23 protein-coding genes are annotated in these 23,999 nt (G+C 32.5%); 11 read left to right on the forward strand and 12 right to left on the reverse strand.

What is annotated here, in order from left to right:
* Positions 1-965: 965 nt before the first annotated feature.
* Together ABDW27_RS09745 and ABDW27_RS09750 are read right to left on the reverse strand one after the other, a co-directional pair.
* Positions 966-2,201 (reverse strand): FtsX-like permease family protein, encoded by a 1,236-nt coding sequence (locus tag ABDW27_RS09745; protein WP_343695721.1) that lies wholly within the window; start codon positions 2,199-2,201, stop codon positions 966-968.
* Between the two features lie 49 nt (positions 2,202-2,250).
* Positions 2,251-2,745: a YkgJ family cysteine cluster protein gene (locus ABDW27_RS09750; RefSeq protein ID WP_343695722.1), complete on the reverse strand. Its 495-nt coding sequence runs from the start codon at positions 2,743-2,745 to the stop codon at positions 2,251-2,253.
* Between the two features lie 74 nt (positions 2,746-2,819).
* Here ABDW27_RS09750 and ABDW27_RS09755 point away from each other — a divergent pair, with 74 nt between their 5' ends.
* The gene (locus ABDW27_RS09755) at positions 2,820-3,527 is read left to right on the forward strand and encodes a class I SAM-dependent methyltransferase (protein WP_343695723.1); all 708 of its coding nucleotides are present in this window, start codon (positions 2,820-2,822) and stop codon (positions 3,525-3,527) included.
* A gap of 17 nt (positions 3,528-3,544) precedes the next feature.
* Positions 3,545-4,090 carry a YfiT family bacillithiol transferase gene (locus ABDW27_RS09760; protein ID WP_343695724.1) on the forward strand — a complete coding sequence of 182 codons (546 nt, stop codon included), beginning with the start codon at positions 3,545-3,547 and terminating at the stop codon, positions 4,088-4,090.
* Positions 4,091-4,123: 33 nt separating this feature from the next.
* Here ABDW27_RS09760 and ABDW27_RS09765 read toward each other — a convergent pair whose 3' ends face one another.
* From ABDW27_RS09765 to ABDW27_RS09800, 8 genes are all read right to left on the reverse strand, one after another.
* Complete coding sequence (locus ABDW27_RS09765) at positions 4,124-4,756, reverse strand: 7-carboxy-7-deazaguanine synthase QueE (RefSeq protein ID WP_343695725.1); 633 nt, start codon at positions 4,754-4,756, stop codon at positions 4,124-4,126.
* Positions 4,757-4,858: 102 nt separating this feature from the next.
* The gene (locus ABDW27_RS09770; protein WP_343695726.1) at positions 4,859-6,529 is read right to left on the reverse strand and encodes a tetratricopeptide repeat protein; all 1,671 of its coding nucleotides are present in this window, start codon (positions 6,527-6,529) and stop codon (positions 4,859-4,861) included.
* Positions 6,530-6,545: 16 nt separating this feature from the next.
* Positions 6,546-7,469, reverse strand: a complete 924-nt coding sequence (locus ABDW27_RS09775; protein WP_343695727.1) for a substrate-binding domain-containing protein — start codon at positions 7,467-7,469, stop codon at positions 6,546-6,548.
* 2 nt (positions 7,470-7,471) lie between these two features.
* Entirely contained in the window at positions 7,472-7,702 is a 231-nt protein-coding gene (locus tag ABDW27_RS09780) for a hypothetical protein (protein WP_343695728.1), read from the reverse strand.
* Complete coding sequence (locus ABDW27_RS09785) at positions 7,702-8,505, reverse strand: energy transducer TonB (RefSeq protein WP_343695729.1); 804 nt, start codon at positions 8,503-8,505, stop codon at positions 7,702-7,704. The genes ABDW27_RS09780 and ABDW27_RS09785 overlap by 1 nt, the downstream gene beginning before the upstream one ends.
* A gap of 38 nt (positions 8,506-8,543) precedes the next feature.
* On the reverse strand, positions 8,544-9,101 hold the full coding sequence (locus ABDW27_RS09790) for a biopolymer transporter ExbD (protein WP_343695730.1): 558 nt from the start codon (positions 9,099-9,101) through the stop codon (positions 8,544-8,546).
* Positions 9,102-9,120: 19 nt separating this feature from the next.
* Complete coding sequence (locus ABDW27_RS09795) at positions 9,121-9,747, reverse strand: biopolymer transporter ExbD (RefSeq protein WP_343695731.1); 627 nt, start codon at positions 9,745-9,747, stop codon at positions 9,121-9,123.
* Between the two features lie 53 nt (positions 9,748-9,800).
* Complete coding sequence (locus ABDW27_RS09800; protein ID WP_343695732.1) at positions 9,801-10,625, reverse strand: MotA/TolQ/ExbB proton channel family protein; 825 nt, start codon at positions 10,623-10,625, stop codon at positions 9,801-9,803.
* Between the two features lie 380 nt (positions 10,626-11,005).
* Between ABDW27_RS09800 and ABDW27_RS09805 the strand changes: the two genes are divergently transcribed.
* Positions 11,006-12,523: a helicase HerA-like domain-containing protein gene (locus ABDW27_RS09805; RefSeq protein WP_343695733.1), complete on the forward strand. Its 1,518-nt coding sequence runs from the start codon at positions 11,006-11,008 to the stop codon at positions 12,521-12,523.
* Positions 12,524-12,633: 110 nt separating this feature from the next.
* On the opposite strand, the gene ABDW27_RS09810 is transcribed toward ABDW27_RS09805, so the two are convergent.
* Positions 12,634-13,977: an NAD(P)/FAD-dependent oxidoreductase gene (locus ABDW27_RS09810; RefSeq protein WP_343695734.1), complete on the reverse strand. Its 1,344-nt coding sequence runs from the start codon at positions 13,975-13,977 to the stop codon at positions 12,634-12,636.
* A 229-nt stretch (positions 13,978-14,206) separates the two neighbouring features.
* Between ABDW27_RS09810 and ABDW27_RS09815 the strand changes: the two genes are divergently transcribed.
* The 8 genes from ABDW27_RS09815 to ABDW27_RS09850 all read left to right on the forward strand — a co-directional run bounded on the left by ABDW27_RS09815 (position 14,207) and on the right by ABDW27_RS09850 (position 21,385).
* Positions 14,207-14,800 carry a GNAT family protein gene (locus ABDW27_RS09815; RefSeq protein ID WP_343695735.1) on the forward strand — a complete coding sequence of 198 codons (594 nt, stop codon included), beginning with the start codon at positions 14,207-14,209 and terminating at the stop codon, positions 14,798-14,800.
* Between the two features lie 77 nt (positions 14,801-14,877).
* Positions 14,878-15,531, forward strand: a complete 654-nt coding sequence (locus tag ABDW27_RS09820; RefSeq protein ID WP_343695736.1) for an SLATT domain-containing protein — start codon at positions 14,878-14,880, stop codon at positions 15,529-15,531.
* 26 nt (positions 15,532-15,557) lie between these two features.
* A complete protein-coding gene (locus ABDW27_RS09825; RefSeq protein ID WP_343695737.1) occupies positions 15,558-16,127 on the forward strand; it encodes a hypothetical protein in 570 nt (189 codons plus the stop codon).
* 79 nt (positions 16,128-16,206) lie between these two features.
* Complete coding sequence (locus ABDW27_RS09830) at positions 16,207-17,001, forward strand: AraC family transcriptional regulator (RefSeq protein WP_343695738.1); 795 nt, start codon at positions 16,207-16,209, stop codon at positions 16,999-17,001.
* A gap of 77 nt (positions 17,002-17,078) precedes the next feature.
* Positions 17,079-18,587, forward strand: a complete 1,509-nt coding sequence (locus ABDW27_RS09835; protein ID WP_343695739.1) for a serine hydrolase — start codon at positions 17,079-17,081, stop codon at positions 18,585-18,587.
* A 43-nt stretch (positions 18,588-18,630) separates the two neighbouring features.
* Positions 18,631-19,098, forward strand: a complete 468-nt coding sequence (locus tag ABDW27_RS09840; RefSeq protein ID WP_343695740.1) for a nuclear transport factor 2 family protein — start codon at positions 18,631-18,633, stop codon at positions 19,096-19,098.
* A gap of 224 nt (positions 19,099-19,322) precedes the next feature.
* Complete coding sequence (locus ABDW27_RS09845) at positions 19,323-20,786, forward strand: serine hydrolase (protein ID WP_343695741.1); 1,464 nt, start codon at positions 19,323-19,325, stop codon at positions 20,784-20,786.
* Positions 20,787-20,935: 149 nt separating this feature from the next.
* Complete coding sequence (locus ABDW27_RS09850) at positions 20,936-21,385, forward strand: hypothetical protein (protein ID WP_343695742.1); 450 nt, start codon at positions 20,936-20,938, stop codon at positions 21,383-21,385.
* Between the two features lie 121 nt (positions 21,386-21,506).
* Here the strand turns inward: ABDW27_RS09850 and ABDW27_RS09855 are convergent, their stop codons facing one another.
* Positions 21,507-23,894, reverse strand: coding sequence for a penicillin acylase family protein (locus ABDW27_RS09855; RefSeq protein WP_343695743.1), 2,388 nt, complete (start codon positions 23,892-23,894; stop codon positions 21,507-21,509).
* Between the last annotated feature and the right edge of the window lie 105 nt (positions 23,895-23,999).

Below are 23,999 nucleotides of genomic sequence, written 5' to 3' on the forward strand. Positions count from 1 at the left end.
TCGTATATTTTAATATTATTATGCGATGCTCTTCTATCGGTTCTCTTCGAATCTTTACGATTCTATTACTCTTATTTTTTCTGTCCCGATCTCTCGGGACGGCTGTCAATTCAATATGTCTACGAACGTGTATTTCTTTTTGTCTTTCGCTTGTTTCTCAAAGCGGGTGCAAAACTAAAACTTCTTTTTGTTTCTCGCAAGAAAAATTTAAAAAATTTTGAAACTTTTTTTTCGTTTCCATTTTCTCAATTTCTCTCCAGTCTCTCAAGGAACTTTCCGTGTTTTGCGGGGTGCAAATGTAAAAAGCATTTTCAAATCTCACAAGCTTTTCGCAATCTTTTTTTTTCAGATTTTTTTTCTCTGATCGATTCCCTATGCCTGTCAGTATTTCGATGAACGTTTTTCGTTTCTGCGGGTGCAAAAGTACACAACAATTCCAGTTAAACAAGCCTTTTTCTAATCTTTTTTTATTCTTTTTTAATCCTTTTTCTTAACTCGCTGATAACGGCTCCTTTACAAATCAAAATTTTTTATCCCTATGTAAGGGTTTTCTTTGTTTTGATAGGCTTTTGGTAATTTCTTCCCGTTTTTGTTTTTCCATTTTGCGGAGTTTTTAAGCTTTCATGCCCTTTTTTAAAGGATAAACAATCTTTTTAAATACACCTTCTGCCCGAAAAAACGGCTGCATCTCCCCCTTTTATCCGTCTTTTTACCAAATTCTTCTCTGCTCAGACAGATTTTATTTTGAAAATGGCATTATCTACCTAAATCATCCCATCTCTAACCTTAAAAATTTAAAAAACAGACAATATCTTTTATTACATACCTAATATTAATAAGACGCACTGCCGTGCGTCTCTACATAAAATGAAATTCAATTAATCTATACTTATATATATGTATGAAAAACAAACCCGGCAGGTTTTAAAAATCTGTCGGGTTGGGAAGTGTATTATTTTAGGAGATCAATCGAAACGAATTGCCTTTACCGGCGAGATCTTAGTTATTATATAGGAGGGAATCAATAATACCAGGAAACAAACTGTTATGGTTAATAGATTCAATAAAAGAATGTGCATCCAATTTAAATAAACCGGAGCTTGGTTTACATAGTAATTTTCAGGATTAAGATGAATGATCCCGAATTGCTGTTGAATTAACAATATCGAAATCCCAATTAAATTCCCCCAAAACAATCCACGAAGTATTAAATAGAATGCATTATACAGGAAAACTTTTCGCACTGACCAGTTATTAGCTCCAACGGCTTTTAATATTCCTATCATTTGCGTTCTTTCTAAAATAAGCACTAAGAGCGCAACTACCATATTAATTGTGGCAACGAGAATCATTATTCCTAATATAACAATAATATTAAAATCGAAAAGCTGCAGCCAGTCGAATATATAACTGTATTTTTCGGTTATCGTTTTGGTGTCGAGATTTGAAGAAATTTGTTCGTAAATCTGATTCCCTGTTTCTTTGATTTTCGTAAAGTCTTTTACAAAAACTTCAAAAGCTCCTACCTGATCCGTACTCCATTTATTGATTCGCTGAATATGGCGAATATCTCCTATTATATAAGTAGCATCGAAATCCTGAAATCCTGAACTAAAGATTCCTGTAATTTTAAATCTGCGGCTGTTTGGCAGTTTCCCTTGTTCTTCTTTTATAAAAAAAGTATTGAAACTGTCTCCTAATTTTAAATTGAGCCTGTTTGCCAAATATCTTGAAATTATAACATCTTCGTTTAATGTATTAGAAAAATCAGGCAATTTCCCTTCTACTAAATACTCTTTTATATTATTCCAGTTATAATCGGCTCCTACTCCTTTAAAAATAATTCCTTCAAAAGCATTTTCGGTTCTAATAATTCCGGCCTTGCTTGCTATAGCCTGAATATGGCTTACTTCTGGAATGGATTTGAAATTTGGATAAAAATCCTGTTTTTTCGAAATCGGTATTAAAGTAACATCTGAATTATTGTTGTCATAATTGGAAATAATAACCTGACCGTTAAATGCAGAAATTTTTTCGCGTATTTTTTGCTGTAAACCAATTCCCGTCGCCACAGAAACCATCATCATAATTATACCAATCGCAATCGCTGATATAGCAATTTTTATAATTGGTGCTGATATACTGCTTTTATAATCTTTGGCAGTAATAAGTCTTTTGGCTATAAAGTATTCTAAATTCAATTTAAGTTTCTTGTTATGGTTTGAGATTATTCAAAAGTACTGATTTCTATTAAAGCGGAAGTTTTTTCTTCATTTCTTCTACTATATTATATGCAGCTGGACAAATGGCTACATTTTTTAAAGTTAAATCAGCAATTTGATGGAACTTTTTACGATCTGTATGCGGAAATTCTCTGCAGGCCTTTGGTCTTACATCATAAATCATACAATAATTTTCGCTGTCAAGAAAAGTACATGGAACGCTTTTCAAAACATAATCTTTATCTTCATCAATACGCAGATACTGTTCAATAAATTGCTGTGGTTTTTGTCTAAAAGATTTCGAAATTCTTTCAATGTCGGCCAAAGTAAATAACGGCCCGGTTGTTTTGCAACAATTGGCGCATTGTAAACAGTCAGTTCTTTTAAATTCGGCATCATGCAAATCCTGCATAATGTAATCTAAATTCTTAGGCTGTTTCTTTTTCAGCTTATCAAAATACTTTTTGTTTTCGATATGCTTATCTTTGGCTAACTTATTTAAGTTATTTAAAATTTGTTTCAAGTTTAAAGTTTAAAGTTGATCTGCAAAATTAAACAACTTTAAACTTGAAACCTTAAACTTTGAACTAAATTACAATGAAAGATCTTTTTGGGAAAGCGATGTATGATTTCCAAACTAATAATTCACCCGAAGATATAATTACCGAAACTTCAATTTCTGAAGAAGATGAAATGAGTGTCGAATATTTATTTCGCTCTTATAATGAAATGCCAAAAATTGAGCAAAAAGCTTTACAATTGGCTAGAGGAAAAGTTCTTGACGTTGGATGTGGAGCCGGAAGTCATAGTTTATCATTACAAAATGATCGCAATTTAGATGTAACTGCCATCGACATTTCTCAAAAAGCAATAGAAACATGTAAACTTCGCGGTGTAGAAAACGCATTGGTTGAAAATATTCTGGATTTTGAAGGAGACAAATTTGATACGATTCTTCTATTAATGAATGGTACTGGTATTTTCGGGAAATTAAAAAACGCTAATACTTATTTATCTAAGTTAAAATCGCTTTTGAATCCAGATGGTCAAATTCTAATTGACAGTTCTGATATCATTTATATGTTTGATGAAGATGAAGACGGCGGAAAATGGATTCCTTCTGAAACAGAATATTATGGAGAACTTACTTTTTCTATTTCGTATAAAGGCGAAAAGGAAGAAACTTTTGACTGGTTATATCTTGATTATAATACACTACAAAATGCTGCTATTGCAAATGGACTAAAGTGTGAACTGATAACAGAGGGTGAACATTATGATTATTTAGCTAAACTTTCTATATAAAAATAAATTTTTAGAAGATGAATGAACTAGATTTAGAAAAACTAAAATATCCGATAGGCAAATTTCAAATTCCTGAGAAATTTACTCCGGAATATATTTCAACTAAAATTGAAGACATTTCGACTTTTCCCGAAAGGCTAAAAATTGAAGCAATTAATTTGAATGACGAACAATTAGATACTCCATATCGGCCTGATGGCTGGACAATTCGACAAGTAATTCATCATTGTGCTGAAAGCCACATGAATTGTTATATAAGATTAAAATGGGCATTAACCGAAAACAATCCCATAATAAAACCATACGATGAAAAATTATGGTCTGAACTTCCGGATAGTTTACAAATGCCTGTTGACCCAACATTAATTCTTTTGGAAGGATTGCATTTTAGACTGGCTTATATTATGAAAAATTTATCTGAAAATGATTTAGAGAAATCTTTTATTCATCCGGAAAATAATTCTGAATATCGACTTAAGCAAATTATTGGTATGTATGCCTGGCACGGAAATCATCATTTAGCCCATATTACAAATTTAAAAAAGTATAAAAACTGGAAATAAAAAAAACTCTCCTTTTTGGGAGAGTTTTTTTGTTTAAGGAATATTTAGATATTTATGTGTTTGAAGTGAAACTCTCCATTTTGGATTGTTCATAACATAATCAACTATCAATGGTGTCATTTCTTCTTTTTTACTCCATTCAGGCTGAAGAAATAAAATAGCATTATCATTTACTAATTCTGCTTGTTCTTCTGCAAAAATAAAATCGTGTTTATTATAGATAATGACTTTTAACTCATGTGCATTCTCATAAACTTCTTTAGTTGGCAATTTATTTTTCTTTGGAGAAAGACAAATCCAATCCCATGTTCCAGATAACGGATAAGCACCAGATGTTTCAATATGCACTTTCAGATTTTTATCTTTTAACCGCTGTGTCAACAAAGTCATATCCCAAGTAAGTGGTTCGCCGCCTGTAACTACCACTGTGTTTGCGTAACTTGAAGCATTGTTTACAATTACATCTATATTTGTTGGCGGATGCAGCTCAGCATTCCAACTTTCTTTTACATCGCACCAGTGGCATCCTACATCACAGCCTCCAATTCTAATGAAGTAAGCAGCAGTTCCTGTATGAAACCCTTCTCCTTGTATGGTATAAAATTCTTCCATCAAAGGCAGCATTGCTCCTTTATTTACTTCTAATTGTATTTCTTTAGATAACATTATTCAAATTTAATGTACAAAGATAGTCAATTAAATACGGAACAAAAAAAACCGATAGTTCAAAGTGAACTATCGGTTTTATAAAATTAGTTTAAAACTATATTATTTTAAAGCCTTCATAGACTGAGTAGCATAAGAATTTGTTGGATCTAAAACTAAAGTTTTATTAAAATATTCAACTGCTTTTGCTTTATCAGTATTAGCATAACTTGCACCAATACTATTGTAAGCTTCAACAATTTTCTTAACTGTAGCAGGTTTTGCTAATTCTTCAGCCCCTTTTGCGGTAATATTAGCTACATAAGTTTCGTAATTTTTAACTATTTGATCTTCTTTTTCTAATAAATTAGCTATTCTTCCTTTATAAAGATAAGCTTCATCATAAGAAGGCGAAGCTACTAAGACTCTGTCAAAAGCAGCATCTGCTTTAGCTAAATCGGCAGCAACTTCTGGTGATGCAGCTTTTTTATCTAAGTTTGCATAATAAAGAGAGATACCATAGTAAACATTATCCGTCAAATAATTTTTTGATTCCGAATTAGACGAACTTAACTCATATATAGCCGCAGCCTGCGCCCATTGTTTTTTACCGAATAATTCTTTACCGTAATCTCCAAGTTCTTCAGCTACTAATGGTTCTAATTCAATTGCTTTTTTGATATTAGCGATACCAGCATCAAAAGAAACCTGGTCTACAGCACCTGCAGCATTTGTTCCTTTTTTTATTTTAGCCAATCCAAGATACATATAATCACTTCCGATTACTTTATTAGTTGGTACTTTAATATAATCTTCCAAAGATTTAATTGCTACATCTACATTACCGTTTTCATAAGCAGCATATCCTAAATATCTGAAAATTCTAGGATTTACTTTATCCTCAGCGATCATTTTGTTTGCAACAGTTTCTAAACTTTTGTAATCTTTTACTAAGATCAGGAAATCAGCGTGACGCATTTTAGAATCTAAAGAGTAGTCTGTCAAACTTAAATATTTCTCGTAGTTTGTAATTGCATTTTGCAAGTTAACTTTAGCTGTAGAAGGTTTGTTTCTTCCCCATTTGTAATAGGTTTCAGCTAATTCTCTGTAAACTGGCCCATAATTTGGGTTTATGGCGATAACTTCATTGAAAGATTTAATAGCTTCATCATAAGATTTAGCTCCTTTTAATAAAACTCCTAACTGCATTTTTGCTCTTAAAAGAGTTGGATCAGCAGTAAAAGCATCACGATACGCTTTGTAAGCATCATTTTGATTGTTCGCTCCGTAATAAGCATCCCCAATTGCCAAAAGTGCAGTAGCATTTTGAGGATCAATAGCCAAAGCTTTCTTTAAACTTGCAACTGCATTTGTATAATCCGGATTATTAGAATTCATATAAGCTCTACCGATATAGATAAATTCATCTACATCTTTACGCTTAATATCTTTTGTTGCTAAAGCAAAGTTAGCTTGTGCAGAAGCTGTATTTTTATTATCAAGATCAATTTGACCTAATCCGATATAGTTTAAGTTTTTCTTATCAGCAGCTTCTATTCCATTTAAATAATAGATTTTAGCAGAGTCAACAACACTTTGATTCAAATAAATATTACCTAAAACAAAATTAGCTTCTCCATCAGAAGGTTTCGCTTTAATGATTGATTTAAGTAATGATTTCGCCTTTTGAAACTGTTCAGCATCAATTGCCTTTTTAGCTTCTTTGATATCTTGAGCGTTTGCAACAGAAACTGTAGCAACCATAGCAAGACTAAAAATTTTAAATTTATTCATCTTTATAGTAATTAATTTATTCGTTATCTTTTAAAATTTCTTTTCTAATTTGAAGTTGTCTACCTGGAGTTCTTACTGGGAGTAATCCAGATTTTAAAACTATTCTCTGTCCGATGTCTCCAGCTATGAACGAACCAAACCCCATTCCTAAACCAGCGTACCCCTGACAGTTAATTATAAACAAATCACGTGCCAAAGGATATTTAACCTCTGCAAGATCATTTTGTGTAGGACTGTAATATTTTGTATCATTTAGTCCTTTCACACTTAGAACATTTATTTGCTTCACAATATCAACCATGTTTGGTGACGGCTGTGACAACCAATTTACGCCAACAACACCAATCATTCCATCATTTTCAGAAACGAATTTAATCACCTCGTCGTTTGTTTTAAAAGAAAACACACCTTGTGCAGGCAGATCTTTTACTTTTGCCAGTTCCTTTATATATCGAACTGTACTTGAGTTAGGATTATCAAAAACAAGACCTTTAATTGCAGTATTAGACTTTCCTTGTATAAAATCAATTACAGTTTTCAACGCAATTAATGTATCATTATTGCTTTTATTTGCAATTAATGCAATTGCATCTTTTGCGAAAGGAGTTACTCGGGGAACAATTTTACTTTTTTCAAATCTGCTAATTTCTTCTTTGGTTAAATCTCTTGTAGTAACGACTACCATAGCCTTTTTGTTCAACAAATCATTTATAACCTCAGCTTCAGATTTAGGAGTAATTGAAATTTTCGCATCGTAGTAAGTTCCTTCAAAAACCGCAACCTGGTCTTCTATAATTGGTTTTACAGTTTCATCAACTGTAATTTCTAAAGTACCTTTTAGAATAGTTTCTTTATCAGATTCATTTTTACTTTTTTGGTTACACATGGCAAACAAAAAAACAAAAACAACCAAACCTAAAAACCTACTATTTTTTAGCATAATTATTCTGTGTTTGAATTTATTAATCTCAAAAAGCGTATTGCCGAATACACAATTAGTAATCCGCCAAAAGCATACCTGTATTTTGGTTCCATGTAAAGCGGGAGTTTTTCCCAAAACATAATCATTAAACCCAGCACAAGGTATATTAAAAAAAACAGTATTCCTAAAACAAGAAGAAATCGCTCTTTGAGCGATTTCTTCTGAATATTATTAAGCATATCTTTTAACATTATTCTGCAGATTGAATAGTAATAGGTAAAGAGTAAAGTACTCTCACTTTTTTACCATTTTGCTCGCCAGGAGTCCATTTTGGACATTTTTTAAGAACACGAATTGCTTCTGCTCCTGTACCATATCCGATATCCCTTAAAACTTTAATGTCGGTTAATGAACCGTCTTTTTCAACCACAAAAGTAACGTAAACTTTACCTTTTAGACCTTCTTCTTCAGGAGTTTTGTAGTTATTTCCTACGAATTTGTAGAATTTATCCATACCTCCAGGGAAGTCAGGTTTTACTTCGATACCAGCTGTGTTATATACACTGTTATCTTCTTCTACCACCTGAGAAACTGGTCCTTTACCAACCGGTTCAGCAACAGTAAATTCTGCATCCGGATCTCCTTTGATGGTTTCGTTACCTACTTTCTTATCTTTAAGTTCCTCAATTTTTGGAGGATCTTCGGTAACTTCATTTGCTTTAGCAACCACAGGTTTCACGAACTTCACCTGATCCACTTTTGGCGGTGGCGGTGGTGGTGGTGGTTGGTTTGGTTTAATCTCCTCTTTCTTCTTAGGAGGCAATTTTACTGTCGCAATTTTAATATCGTTATTCACATCTTCTTCACCAGAATCTGGTAAAAAACTTGCAATAAGAGGAGCCGCAACAGCGAAGCTAAAAATAATCGAACCTATGATAAGTGCTTTTATCGTAGTCTTACTGTTCGATTTTCTCAGCTCATATGCTCCGTATATCTTATTACGACCTTCGAACACGATATCAAGCCACTGATTTTTTATAATATCTAATTTCATTTTTCTTGATTATTAGGATGTTAAAAACAAGATTACTCTTATTTTTGATCTGCCAATTTTGCCTCCTCTGGAGTAAATTCAGGAACAATTGCATAAGTATCTACTCCTGCAATTGCCATTTCATCCAACATATCAACTAAATTACGATAAGTTGATTTTTTTGTCGGTTTGATAATAACAATAATTCCATTTTTTGGTTTTCCCAATGAAGCAGAATATTCTAAAACAGATTTTTTTCTTTTTAGAACTTCTCTACGAATACCATCTTTACCATATGTAATATCTTTAGGTCCTGCGATAGGAGATGATAGCAACCCCATATAGTAAGTAAGTTTATTGTTTTCTCCCAATATTACCGTCATAGTACGATTCTCATCTACTTTAATATCTTTATTTTTAGTAGGATCTTCGTCTTTATCTGGCAATGACAAATCCATCGATTGAGGTTTTGACAACGATGTGGTCAACATAAAGAACGTAATCAATAAGAATGCCAAATCCACCATGGCAGTTAAATCTACCTTCGAATTCTGCTTTTTGCTTCTTACTTTGCCGCCTTTCCCGCCGCCACCGTCGCCGGTATTTAATTCAGCCATTTTACTGTATCTTTTTTAATTAAAAGTCTTTTCCTCTCATCCCTGTAACTAAGTTAAAGGAATTGATTTTCTGATCTTGTAAAATATCCATAATCTTTTTGATTTGTGGATATTGTTCTTTAGCATCTCCTTTAATTGCAATTTTTAATTCTTTATCATCAAGATCAATCGTAGCTCTTCTTGAAACTAAAAGCCAGTCTTTAAGTTGATTATCTAAAGAATCAATTGGAATTCCAGGTTGATCCGCTTTCACTCTGTCAGAAGATTTCATAGCGATGATTTGTTTTAAACCAGTAACTGGCACACCAAAATCATCCATTAACGCAAATTTCGTTTTATCATCTTCTGAAAAAGTTACACCGTATTTTGCTCCCATTCCTTCAAGAGTCTTTTTACGGATCTCTCTTCCTTTAATGTCAAAAAACACTTTGCTTTTCCCGTCTTTTCCTTTACCTATTGAAATAATTGCCAAATCAGAATCTGGTAATTTACTTTGTACAGTAGATGAAGGCATATCTACAGGAAGCGCCTCAGGCACCTTAGCAGTAGCGGTCAAGATAAAGAACGTAAGCAAAAGGAACGCAACATCACACATGGCAGTCATATCTGTCGATGTTGACTTCTTTTTCATTTTTATTTTAGCCATTATCTTTTATTTTTTTATTTTGATATAATTGAAATTATATATCAAAAAATTAATTATTGTCTTAAACTTCCTCTGAATCTTCTGTAAGTATTCACGATTGTAGTACCAGCCTCATCGATAGAGTAAGTTAAATCGTCAATTTTAGCAGTAAAGAAGTTGTAAGAAACGATTGCTAAGATAGAAGTAGAGATACCTGTTGCAGTGTTGATAAGTGCCTCAGAAATACCTGTTGCAAGAGCAGCCTGGTCTGGAGTACCAGCAGAAGCTAACGCACCAAACGCTTTAATCATACCAGATACAGTTCCTAATAATCCTCCTAATGTACCTAAAGATACTAAAGTAGAGATGATAGTCATGTTTTTCTCTAACATTGGCATTTCTAATGAAGTTGCCTCTTCGATTTCTTTGTGGATTACTTCAGAAGCTTCTTCGCTGTTGAATCCTTCTTTTTTAACGTCTTGGTATTTTACTAAAGCAGATTTAATTGCATTTGCAACAGAACCTTGTTGTTTGTCACATGAAGCGATAGCAGCCTCGATGTTTCCTTCTTTAATACTTCCTTGAACGCTTTTCATGAATTTGTCTAAGTTAGTTTTACCAGCAGCTTTACCGATAACGATAAATCTTTCAATAGAAAAAACAACAACCATTAAAAACATACCTAATAATACAGGTACAATGAATCCTCCTTTATAAACTTGTCCTAATGTATTGATTGGATGTCCAGTTTCAGGGTTACCTCCTTCGAAGTTAGAAGCATCTCCCATGATTACTTTCCAAATAAACACCCCAACCAAAATACACGCTGTGATAATGATTCCAGTAATCATCCCTCCTCCATTTGAAGTGCTTTCTTTTTTAACTTTAACGTTTGCCATTTTTTTAAATTTTAATAGTTTTAAATAATTTTTATTTTTTAGTTATATTTAACTTGTAGGGTAGCAAATTTATACGTTTAGTTTAAATAAAAAAACTTTTTTTAATTTTATTGAAGGAAATTTAACGTCAAATTAAAAAATATCTCATTAATTTGTCGGCATCATTTTTATGATAAAACAAAAAAAAAGGCGATTAATAAAAAAATTACAACGTTTTAGTAAATATTCAAACATTCCTTTGAAATCTTCTTAAAAAGCTGAGAATTTATTTTTTATGTCATTTTCAATCAAAAAAAGCATTTTCCTACTAAAAAAAAGATAGCTTAATTGTTAAAAAATCAAACAAAACTCTTATAATCATCTAAATTACAAATAAAAACATGAATAAAAAAGACAATTTCATTCAGGACATAAACACTGGTTATTCTGCCAAGGGCGACTCTATAGTTCTGGGAGGTGCCATTTTAGATGGAGAAGCTATTTCAGAGGCTCATGTAAAGATTCCATTAAAAACATTAAACCGTCATGGGCTTATTGCGGGAGCTACGGGAACAGGAAAAACGAAAACTATTCAGGTTTTTTCTGAGCAGCTTTCTAATGCCGGAATCCCTGTTTTAATGATGGATATTAAAGGGGATTTTAGCGGTATTGCTAAAGAAGGAAAAGAAGAAGGTTTTATTACAGAACGTCACGCTAAAATAAACCTACCTTATAATGTATCCTCTTTTCCGGTTGAGCTGATGTCGCTTTCTAAACAAAACGGAGTTCGTCTGCGTGCTACAGTATCAGAGTTTGGTCCGGTTTTGTTTTCGCGAATTTTAGATTTGAATGATACACAGGCTGGGGTTGTCGCTGTTATTTTTAAATACAGTGATGATAAGCAAATGCCTTTACTGGATTTAAAAGACATTAAAAAAGTCATTAATTATATTACCGAAGAAGGCAAAGACGAAATCGCTGCCAGCTATGGTAAAATATCTACCGCAACTACCGGAACTATTTTAAGAAAAATTATTGAACTTGAACAACAAGGCGGTGATTTGTTTTTTGGTGAATTATCTTTTGAAACTGATGATTTAATGCGAATTGATGAAAACGGAAAAGGTTACGTAAACATCATCCGCTTGACAGATATTCAGGATAAACCTAAATTATTCTCTACTTTTATGCTGAGTCTTTTAGCGGAGATTTATCAAAAAATGCCTGAAAAAGGCGATGCTGAACAGCCTGAATTGGTAATCTTTATTGACGAAGCGCACTTGATATTTAATGAAGCCAGCAAAGCATTATTAGAACAAATTGAAACGATTGTAAAACTAATTCGTTCAAAAGGTGTTGGGGTTTATTTTGTAACTCAAAACCCAATGGATGTTCCGAGTGGTGTTCTGGCACAATTAGGACTAAAAATTCAGCATGCATTGAGAGCTTTTACAGCAAACGACCGTCAGGCGATAAAAAAAACTGCCGATAATTACCCTACATCTCAATATTATAAAACAGATGAATTGCTTACAAGTTTAGGAATTGGAGAAGCTTTGGTTACGGCTCTAAATGAAAAAGGTGTTCCTACTCCGCTTGTAGCAACTATGATGCGCGCACCTCAGAGTCGAATGGATGTTTTATCCCCTTCTGAAATAGATGAAATTAACGCTAAATCAAAATTGGTTAAAAAATATGCCGAAGAAATCGACCGCGAAAGTGCTTTTGAAATTCTAAATAAAAAAATTGCCGACGCTACTGAAGCTGCAGCACAGCAAGAAGAACAAACTCCCTCCAAAACTTCCAAATCAGAACCAAGTACTACAGAAGTAGTTACAAAATCTGTTTTGAAAGTGGTAACAAGTGCTACCTTTATTAGAGGTGTTTTTGGAGTTTTATCAAAATTCTTAAAAAAGTAAAAAATATTAAACCATATAAGTTATATAAGTTCATTTAAATCTTTAAATATGAAACCCGACAGGTTTTAAAAACCTGTCGGGTTTACTTTATAATTTATGCAGTTAATTTTTTAGGCTTTCTGAAGCAATTCCAGAATCTTATTTTCAACTTCTGGTGTGTTCCATATATTTTCAATATTATCGAGCTTTAAAACTTCTTCCATAATACCGTTTTGATAATCTCCAATTGCCAGCGCTTCGGCATACGGACGATCGCTAAAAGTAACCCGGCTGTAAAGCGGAATCCATTTATCAGGATATTTATCTGAAAAAACCTTTTCTATTTTCTTTTGTAATAAGAATTTTTCATCTGCCGTTTTGGTACTCATTTCCATGAAGTTTCGGTATGAAAGTTCGGCAATGGCATCGGCATTTGGTTTACGTGAAATTTGATATTCTGTAAAGATTTTTTTCCAGTCGTCGCCAAATTTCTCGATCATTTCATTTAAAACCGTAATATCTTCGAAACCTGCATTCATTCCTTGTCCGTAAAACGGAACAATCGCATGACAAGCGTCTCCAATTAAAGCAATTTTATCTTCGTAAGTCCACGGAAAACATTTCATCGTTACCAATGTACTTGTTGGATTTTTAAAGAAATCATTTGCCAGTTCAGGAATTACCTCAATTGAATCCGGGAAATTTTTCTCAAAGAAATTCTCAACCATTTTACGATCTGTAAGTGATTCAAAAGAATTTTCTCCTTCAAAAGGCATAAATAAAGTACAGGTAAAGCTTCCATCAAGATTAGGAAGCGCGATCAGCATATATTCGCCTCTCGGCCAAATGTGAAATGAATTTTTATCCAATTTATGCGTTCCATCAGCATTTGCCGGAATATTCAATTCTTTATATCCCATATTTAAAAATTCCTGAGAATAATTAAACATACTTTGTCTCTGCATTCTGTGACGGATTCTTGAAAATGCTCCATCGGCACCAAAAACCATATCAAATTTATGTTCTTCCCACTCGCCTCTTTCGCTTTCGCCAATATGAAGCGTTGCATCACTTAGGGTTACGTCCCAGATTTTTTGTTCAAAATGAAATTCTGCACCGGCATTTTCAGCCAAATCAATCATTTTTCTATTTAGCTTTCCTCTCGAAATGGAGTAAATTGATTCACCTTCCTGACCGTAATTCTGAAAATTGAGTTTATCAACTAAATGAATCGCTCGTTTATCCATCGGAATTGCGATTTCCCGAACTGCATCGCCCACTCCAACACCATCAAGCGCTTTCCAGCCTCGGTTTGACATTGCCAGATTAATAGAACGACCAGAAAAATTTATTTTTCGAATATCAGGGCTGCGATCATAAACATGAACCGTGTGACCTGCTTTTTTAAGATAAATTGCCAAAAGTGATCCTACTAATCCAGAACCTACAACAGCAATTTTTAGTGAAGTTTGCATCGGGGAAAATCTAATATATAAGATCGTAAAAATAAGTAATAATTGTACATAAGCTTTAAAATACAACAAATATTTAACCTTCAAACCAATATTATTGTGAAATAAATTCTCGGGCAATACCTGTTTTCATAACAAAATCTCTTTTTTATGGATTTATTTAGATTTTCAAAAGAAGTAATTTCGTCTGAACAGAAACTATCTATCTTTTATAATTTAAAAATAACCACAAATGAACAGCGAAATTTTACAATCAGAAATTATATTAGAAAACGAAAGGGTATTATTGATTCCTTTTGAAAGTGAAAGAAACATCGAACTCAAAGAAATTATTTTTAATGACGAAATCTGGAAATACATGGGAATGTACGTTCGCAATGATCAGGATTTCGAAAATTACATTCAAAGTACATTAAAACAAAAAGCCGACGGCGTTTGTTATCCGTTCCTTATTATTGACAAAACCACAGACCAAGTTGCCGGAAGCACACGTTATGGTTATTTGAATTATGCAAGCGAAAAATGCGAAATTGGCTGGACTTGGTACGGAAAAGATTTTCAGGGAACGGGATTAAACAAAGCCTGTAAATATGAATTATTAAAATTTGGTTTTGAAAATATTCAATTTAGAAGAATACAATTCAGCGCTGATCTTGAAAACGAAAGATCGCAAAGTGCTATTGAAAAACTAGGCGCGCTGAAAGAAGGTTTGTTTCGAAATAATTATATCGATTCTGAAGGAAATAGCAGAGATGATGTTTATTATAGTATTATTTTGGAGGAATGGCAGAATACTAAACGTGATTATTTTGGGGAGTTCAACTAGAAAATTATTACTTTAGCTTCTTAATCTCTATAGATTAAATATATAAATACCTTTTTAATCATCCTTAAAAGAAATAGATGGCAAGTTTTGAAAAGCCCCAAGGAAAAGAACATTTAGATGAAGATTTTCTCAAAGAATTAAAACATAAAATTTGGTCCACAAAAGGAGCAAGATTTGCTGCAAATGATAGATTAAAATCTTTATCCAAAATCTCTAACATTTGCAACGGAGTACTTTCCGTTTATTTAATAATCTTTGGATTATTAACAGTTTATAAAATATATAATCCTATTGAAAAATCAGAAAACCTCTTTGCATTTAGCCTTACAGCAGTTTCAATTTTTCAATTACTCTTTTCTCTATTTGAGAGCTCTCAAAACTATCTAGTAAATGCACGTGAATTTCACGATTGTGCTTTAGACCTTTCTGATTTATATAATGAATTGCAAACTTTTAAAACATACAAAACTGATGTCTCTGAAGAGGATAAATTTATTTTTTGTAATGATTTACAACTAAGATACCAAAATGTTCTTCGAAAATATCAAAATCATTCCCCCATAGATCATAAAAAATTCATAGCTGATAATATGACATATTATAAATACATAAAATGGCATTACTGGTGGAAAATATATGCTTTGTACTATATAAAAACAAAACTATTCTATCTTCTTTCTATAATAGTACCAGGAATAATTTTAATAAAATTAATATTAAACGTTATATAATATTCTGAAATTCAATTAATCGATGTATGGAAATTAATACTGAAAGTTCAAAGTTTTTTTTAAGGAAGTCTTCAAAACTTCTAAATTTTATTTTCCCTGGAATAGTTATAATAGATTTGTTTTTCAAAAAAGGTTTTTTCTCTAATGAAATAGATTCCTTATACACATTTATTTTATATATAATTTGGGCATTAATTTTAAGTATTCCGTTTCATTTTTTTAACCACTCTTTACTTGAAAATCTGACCAAACACCTTTTAAAAAATGTTGGGATTAAAAGAAAGCACTCCCCAGAAGAGATTAAAAAAATATACGAGTCCTTAACAGAAGAAGATAAAGAAGATTTCGAAGAGTTCCAAGACGGTGCACTCCTTGGACTTATAATCATTAAAACAATTATTTTATATTTAACTTACAAAATCTTTATTTATTACAAAATAGTACATTTTACAATAATAGATATTCCACTCGATTATTTAAATTTTATTTGTGTAACATTATCAACGATAATAATGTCTTATCCATTAGGATATGTTTATGCTAAATTTTGCCTACACAGATTAGAATATTTATGTGAAGAAGAGTTTTTTCAATGATTAAAAAACTCTTCTTGCTAATCCTGTTAAAACAAATTTTAACATCATCATCGGTTTTTATATTACGCAACACATCAAAATGAACCTCTATTCAGAACATTATGTAACTCAAAAAACGGAAAGGTTCATCAATAAAATTTGGTGTTTGGATAACAGCATCGGCGAAAGCCTGATTGAAAACAAACTCGTTTTACCAAACGGCTGTTTTAATCTGTCCATTGTTACCGGAAATGCAATTGAAGTTAATACGAGTAAAAACAAATACGAAATGAGCGAAGGCATCTACTTTTGTTCGCAAATGACCAATAAGGTTTTGGTTAATATTCAGCCGAAAACTAAAGTTATTATAATTCAGCTTCATGCCTGGACGCTTTCTATGTTTCCAAAATATGATTTGAGTGATTTTTCAGATTCCATAATTAAAATTAATTCAGAAGAACTGCCTTTTCAAATTGAAATTGATTCTGAAATTGAGACTTTATTAAATACAATTAATGTTTATTTTGAAGAATTGTCGGATTTACATTCAGAGAAAAATCTAATTGAAAAAATCTGTGAAATCATTAAAAATTATCAAGAAGAAGTTTCGGTTTCTGAGATCAGTAAAGATTTGAAGTTTTCCCAGCGATTATTACAGATTAAATTTAAAACCGCAACCGGACTTACAATAAAAAAATACATTCAGATTTTGAAATTCAGAAAATCGGTCGATCTCATGATTAATTCTGATTTAGAGAAATTGAAGTTAACCGATGTTGCGCTTTACAATAAATATTTTGATCAGTCGCATTTTATCAAAAAGTTTAAAGATGTAACCAAAACTACACCTAAAATGTTTAATCCTGATTCGTATTTTCTTTCTAAAAAAAGATAAATTTCGCTTTTATACTATTTTTTGAAGTTGTGATTGATGTAATATTGCAAAATCATTCATCATCAATCAATCATAAAATGAAAATCAATCAAACTCATTTTCAGCTAAAAACAATTTTAGTTGGAATTTTATTTTTTCAAATCCAATTCGGATTTTCTCAGGAAACTGAAAACTCGGCTTTGTACAAAACCATTATATCAAAAGACAGTCTTCTGTTCAATATTGGTTTCAATACTTGCAACATCAAACAATTTGAGGATTTACTAACAGAAGATTTTGAGTTTTTTCACGATAAAGACAGTATTTCCGACAAAGCAAGATTTCTAAAAACTTTAAAAAGCGGTTTATGTGGTTCTCCATCAACGTATCAATCGCGAAGAGAATTAGTCGACGGAAGCACAGAAATTTATCCGTTATACAAAAAAGGTGTTTTGTATGGCGCAATACAAATAGGAACACACCGCTTTTATGAAACTTCGGCTGGAAAACCGGAACAATTTGGAAGCGTTGCAAAGTTTACGCACGTTTGGCTTTTACAAAACAAAGTTTGGAAATTATCGAGATCGCTTAGTTACGATCACCAAACGGTAAGTTCGGCACCAAGTAAATTAACTCTTTTTGACAATGAGGATTTAACCGAAAAATGGCTTAAAGACAACAAAGTTCCTGCTTTAGGAATTGGTATTATTACAGATGGAAAACTGAAACAGGTAAAAGTTTTTGGCGAACTTAAAAAAGGTGTTGCGGCACCATATAATACGATTTGGAATGTTGCTTCGCTGACAAAACCTATAACTGCGATTACAACGCTAAAACTAGTAAGTTTAGGAAAATGGGATCTTGACGAACCGCTTTATAAATACTGGATAGATCCCGATATCGCAAATGATCCTAATTTAAAATTATTGACTACAAGAATTGTTTTAAGTCATCAAACTGGTTTCCCAAACTGGAGACGGATGAATCCTTCTAAAAAACTTGATTTTAAATTTAAACCCGGAACTCAATATCAATATTCTGGCGAAGGATTTGAATATCTGCGAAGAGCGCTGGAGAAAAAATTCCATAAAACATTAGATCAACTGGCTAAAGAATTGGTTTTTGAACCTGCTAAAATGAACGATTCTCAATTAATCTGGAATGATAAAGTCGATCTTTCGAGATATGCCATTAATTATGACAACAAAGGAAATGCCTACGAACCTGTAAAAAACAAAACAGTAAACGCTGCCGACGATTTACTGACCACAATTGAAGATTATGGAAAATTTCTGTGCAGTGTTTTAAACAGCGATGGTTTAAGCAAAAAGGTATTTGATGAAATGAATGCGCATCAGGTCAAAACTAAAAAAGATAAATATTTTGGTTTAGGTTTTGAAATTTATGATTTCGGAAACGGAGAATATGCTTTATCACACGGCGGAGCTGATCAAGGTGTTCAGACACTTTTCTTTTTGCTTCCAAAAACGAAACAAGGTTTAGTGATTTTTACTAACGTTGATGATGGTTACAAAGTATACACAGATCTATTACTACATTATTTGGGAGAAAAGGGTCAAAAATTGATTGACATCGAAACGAAATAAGTCTTCTGAAAATCAATATTATAAAATTACTGCTATGCCAAAAATGATCAACATATTAGTTCTCTTTATGCTATTTTTAAAAAGAGAAGCTATAGCACAAACAAATTCAGAAGTTTTAAAAATGGATCTTTTAAAAAATGAAATTATTAAAATGGATAGTTTACTTTTTGATGTTGCCTTCAATCAATGCGATGCTGCTCTCTTTAAAAAAATAATTTCAGAAGATATTGAATTTTACGATGACCGATCTGGATTGAATGTATCTCAGGCAAATGAAATCAAATCGTTGATTTCAATATGTGAGAGCCCGCAAAAATTAACTAGAAAATTAAATTCCTGTACAATTGATAAATTGGGTGATTTTGGAGCGGTACAATTAGGAGAACATACTTTTTATGTTGATGGAGTTCCAAAAGGAACTGGGAAATTTGTTCATATTTGGGAAAGAAATGGCACAGATTGGAAATTGAAACGAATTGTAAGTTACGAGCATAGGCCTTATAAAAACTAGCCTTAATCTATCGTCAAATTCTTTTTTATTTAAGTAAATGAAAAAAAATTAATTGATTGTGAAACCAAATCAAATCTCAATCGTCTAACATTTTAAGAGCATAGATTCATTCAAGTAAAAAAAATCGTACTTTCGGTTTAATATATTGAATATCTATGTTTTAGAAGTTTCAATCATCAATCAAAAAAAGAATCATTTCATTAACTTAACCCATAATCATCATTATGAAAAAATCAATCAAACTAATTACGCTCTGCTTAATTTTGTCGTTGTTTTCATTAACAACTTTTGCGCAGGACAAAGCAAAACAAATCGAAGATCTTTTAGCCAAATATACCGAATACGGACAATTTAACGGATCGGCATTGGTGGCTGAAAACGGAAAAGTGATATTAAAAAAAGGTTTTGGTCTGGCTAACATGGAATGGAATATTCCGAATCAGCCTGATACAAAATTTAGATTAGGTTCAATTACTAAACAGTTTACAGCGCTTTTAATTGTAAAACTGGCCGAAGAAGGAAAACTAAAACTTGATGTTCCTATTACGACTTATTTACCAGATTATCCAAAAGAAAATGGAGACATAATAACGATTCATAATTTATTGACGCACACTTCTGGAATTCCAAATTATACCAATGCTCCTAACTTTTTAAGAGACAAGGCCAAAAATCCTTACACTCCGGCTGATTTTGTAAAAACTTTTGATAAACTTCCGTTAGATTTTAAACCTGGAGAAAAATTCAATTACAGCAACTCGGGTTATTTTTTACTAGGTTATATTATCGAAAAAATCACAGGCAAAACATACGAGCAATATTTACAGGAAACTATTTTTACGCCTTTAAAAATGGTTAATTCAGGTTATGATCATAGTGAAATTATTATAAAAAACAGAGCGCAGGGTTATGAGAAAAGAGGAAAAAACTACAGTAATGCTTCTTATCTTGACATGAGCATTCCGTATGCGGCAGGTTCTTTATATTCGACTGTAGAAGATTTATATTTATGGGATCAGGCGCTTTACACCAATAAATTGCTTTCAGAAAAATCGATGGAATCTTTATTCAAACCGTATATAAAAGCATGGGGAGACGAATCTTATGGCTACGGATGGTCTCTTGAAGATGTAAATATTGAAGGCAAAGGCAAATTAAAAGTTATTGAACATGGCGGCGGAATCAACGGTTTCAATACGATTATTTCACGCATTCCTGCTGATAAAATTTTAGTTGTTTTACTGAACAATACTGGCGGAACAGTTTTAGGCGAAATGAACAATTCAATTCGCAATATTTTGTACAATCAGTCATTTGATCAGCCTAAAAGATCGATGGCGCTTGAACTTCTGGAAATTTTTACTCAAAAAGGAACCGCTGCCGGATTAGATGCTTATAAAAAACTGAAAAACGATCCTACTTACGGCATTAAAGAAGGCGATATGAATAATGCTGGTTATCAATTACTACAAACCGGAAAAAAGAAAGAAGCTATAGAAATTTTTAAAATTAATGTAGAAGCTTTTCCAAAATCAGGAAATGTATATGATAGTTTAGGAGAAGCTTATCTGGCTGATGGCGACAAAAAACTGGCTTTTACTAATTATTCAAAATCTGTTGAACTTGATCCTACAAACGAAGGCGGTAAAAAGGTTTTAGAAGAACTTTCAAAAAACAAGACTAAATAATTTTTAGAAAGCATAAAAAATTCAACTCCGATAAAGCAGAATCAAAATCTGTTTTATCGGTTTTTTTGTTACAATTTCTAACATTCAAATTTGATGAATTAGTATTTAAAATAGTATTTTAGCCGTACCCAAAACAACTAAAATAACCTATGAAAAATCTAAAAAAGCACGCTTTTCTGGCTTTACTGTTATCTCTTTTTATTCCGGCAATTTGTATTTCGCAAACCAATTTTCAGGCTCCAAAAATGCCTTCACAACAAAACAAAATTATAATTGATAAAATTGTCGAAGCAGTTCATTATAAAAACTATGTTGTCGATTTTTGTTTGTCTAAAATAAACGGAACTTCTGTAAAAGAAGGCTGGAACGAACAAAAAACAATGGAAATTACAGAAAGTATCAATTACAAAAACTTTAGAGATGCGATCTACAATCTTTTTGTTGTTTATGACGAAGTTGAACTGGAAACTTTGCTAAAAGCCTACGAAAAAGATACAGCCTATCAAACTCAAAATATTATGACAACGAGTAAAGTGCTTACTAATAACCTCAACATTTTTGCAAGCGATATTGTTAAGGGGAAATATCTTTCTAAGTAAAGGTTCTGAGGTTCTAAAGTTCTAAGATTCTGAGTTTCTTAAAGTCTCAACATCTTTGTCAAAGTTTGAAACTTTGACAAAGATTTCGCAACGCAAAACTTGAAACCTGAAACAAAATAAACTATCCTTTCGGTTTAAAAGTAAGTTTTGTCGAAGTTTTCACAATCTCTTCTTTATTCAGTTTCATTTTTCTGAACTTTCCTGCATTATACATTTCTGCCTGATCGCTGTAATGTTTACTGAAAGGATTTCCAGATTGTCCTGTTGGTAAAATACTCCAGCTGTTTTCAATATCAGAGAAATCTACAATCCTTCTGGTTGAAGGTCCACCTTTTACATAATACTTTCCTTCATTGGTTAAACCGAAAAACAAATTATTAATTACTTCATTTGATCCCGGCGAAGCAAAAGGACCAACATTAAATAAACCACGAAGTGCTGCCACTTTTCCTAACGGATGTTCATGTTCTACGGTATGAACTTCTCCCCATTTCCAATCCGCAATTGTATTTCCTAATTGTTTTTGAAGATCTGTAATCGCTTCATGAAAAGATTTCGAAACAATCTCTTTTCGGGTTTCTTTTACATTTTTGGTTTTGATATTATCCCACCAAACCGAATTTTCATTTTTAACCTGATTCGCAATAACTTGTTTTCCAAGAGAAATTCCTAAAAACATATTAAAATTATCTTCGCCCATTTCATCTTCAAAAGTATTTTTTAGATACAGATAAATCCATTTATTGTAAATCGTTGGGGCAACATCTTCCAAGTTGTTTGTTCCTTTCCAGAATTTCAGAATCTTAATAGCTTCTTTTTCTGCTGCCGAACTCGAATTCACATCAATATTCGAAATCAAATTCTGAACCGTTCCAACCGCCACTTCTGATGTATTATCGTAAATCATTTTACTAATCGCTTCTTTATCCCAATCTGATTTTGCATCCATTAATCCCGAAATTCTTTTCGCACGATCTTCCGGCAGATAATATCCCGGATACAAAAAGCCGTCAATTGCTTCGGGCTGATTATTCGCAGAATACACATAACCCCATTTCGGATTTTCTGCAGATGGATTTTTAGAAAAATCTAAATATTCTACAATATCATCTTTTCCGCTTGAACCATCTAAAATTAAATGCGTATTAACGCCTTTATTGTGCTTATATAACTTTCCGGCAGCCCACCAGGCCACATTTCCTTTGGCATCGCCATACATAACATTCAGTCCCGGCGCTGCAACCAATTTTACTGAATTTCTAAAATCATCTTTATTTTTTGCATGCGAAAGTCCATAAACGGCATCTAAAATCTGAATTGGCTGATGTGTATAAGTCCACAACATGGCAATTGGATTTTTCTTATCCAAACGCTCCACCAAATCGTTCATAATTGGTCCGTGTCGGCTTGATTTTACAGTCAAAACAACATCCGAAGTATCTTTAACTTTTATCGTTTTTTTTCTGATTTCGTACTTTGCAAAACCTGTTGGCGTTTGGTATTGATTAGAATCTCCTGCTTTGTTTTTTTCTTCATAAAAATCGATGTCATCGTTTTCAAACATCGTTAAACCATACGCATACTCGCGATTGTGCGCCAATAACGGAAACGGAGTTCCAGCGAGATAACAGCCATACAATTCATGTTTTGGTGTTATCAAATGCGCTTCATACCAAGTTGCAGGCTGAGAAAACCCAATATGCGGATCATTGGCAAAAATTACTTTTCCACTTTTTGTTTTATTAGGCCCGGCAATCCAGCTGTTGCTTCCTATAAACGGCGGAATTGGTGATTTGTCTAACAAAGCCGTAATTGATTTTGAAACAGCTGTATATTCATCCAGATTTTCTTTTGAACTTTTAATTTGTGTGTTATTAAATTCGCCCTCAATTCCTAAATCTTTCAAATATGCTGCACCGTATTTATTTTTAATATCCGTAAGTAACGGATCTGTTTTCTGCGCCATAGCAAAACTAAAAGACATATATCCGAAAATATTATAAACATCTTTTATTGTAAATTTTTCTTTTTTTACACCTACCAATGTAAATTCGACAGGCGTAGTTCCTTCTTCTAAATATTGATTGATTCCGTCCAGATACGCCAAAGTCAATTTATAACTTTCGCTGTTTTTATCTAATTTAGAAATGGCTTCCGCCGAAGCTTCCTCAATTCCTATTCCTGAGAAAAACTTATCATTTTTAAGCGCAACCGAACCGAAAATTTCAGATAATCTTCCCGGAGCAATTCTGCGAAGCAATTCCATCTGCCATAATCTTTCCTGTGCATGAACATAACCAAGCGCGGTCATGGCATCTTTTTCAGATTCGGCATAAATATGCGGAACGCCAAATTCATCAAAATATACAGTTGTTTCCTTATCGAGATTTTTCAGTTCTGCCTCACCTTCATATTTGGGTTTCAAATGAAAAATATAAGCACATAATCCTATTCCAAGCACCACAATAAGTACCAATAAAACCAGCAGAAATTTTTTAAATCTTCTCATATTTTGTAAAAAATAAAAATAATAAGGTTTATAAAATGATGTAACCAAAAAAAGGAATAATGTAAAATCACTCCCTTTTAAAACTCTAAATTTATGTATTTAAAA

It is taken from the genome of Flavobacterium sp. (assembly GCF_039595935.1).
GTDB lineage: Bacteria > Bacteroidota > Bacteroidia > Flavobacteriales > Flavobacteriaceae > Flavobacterium.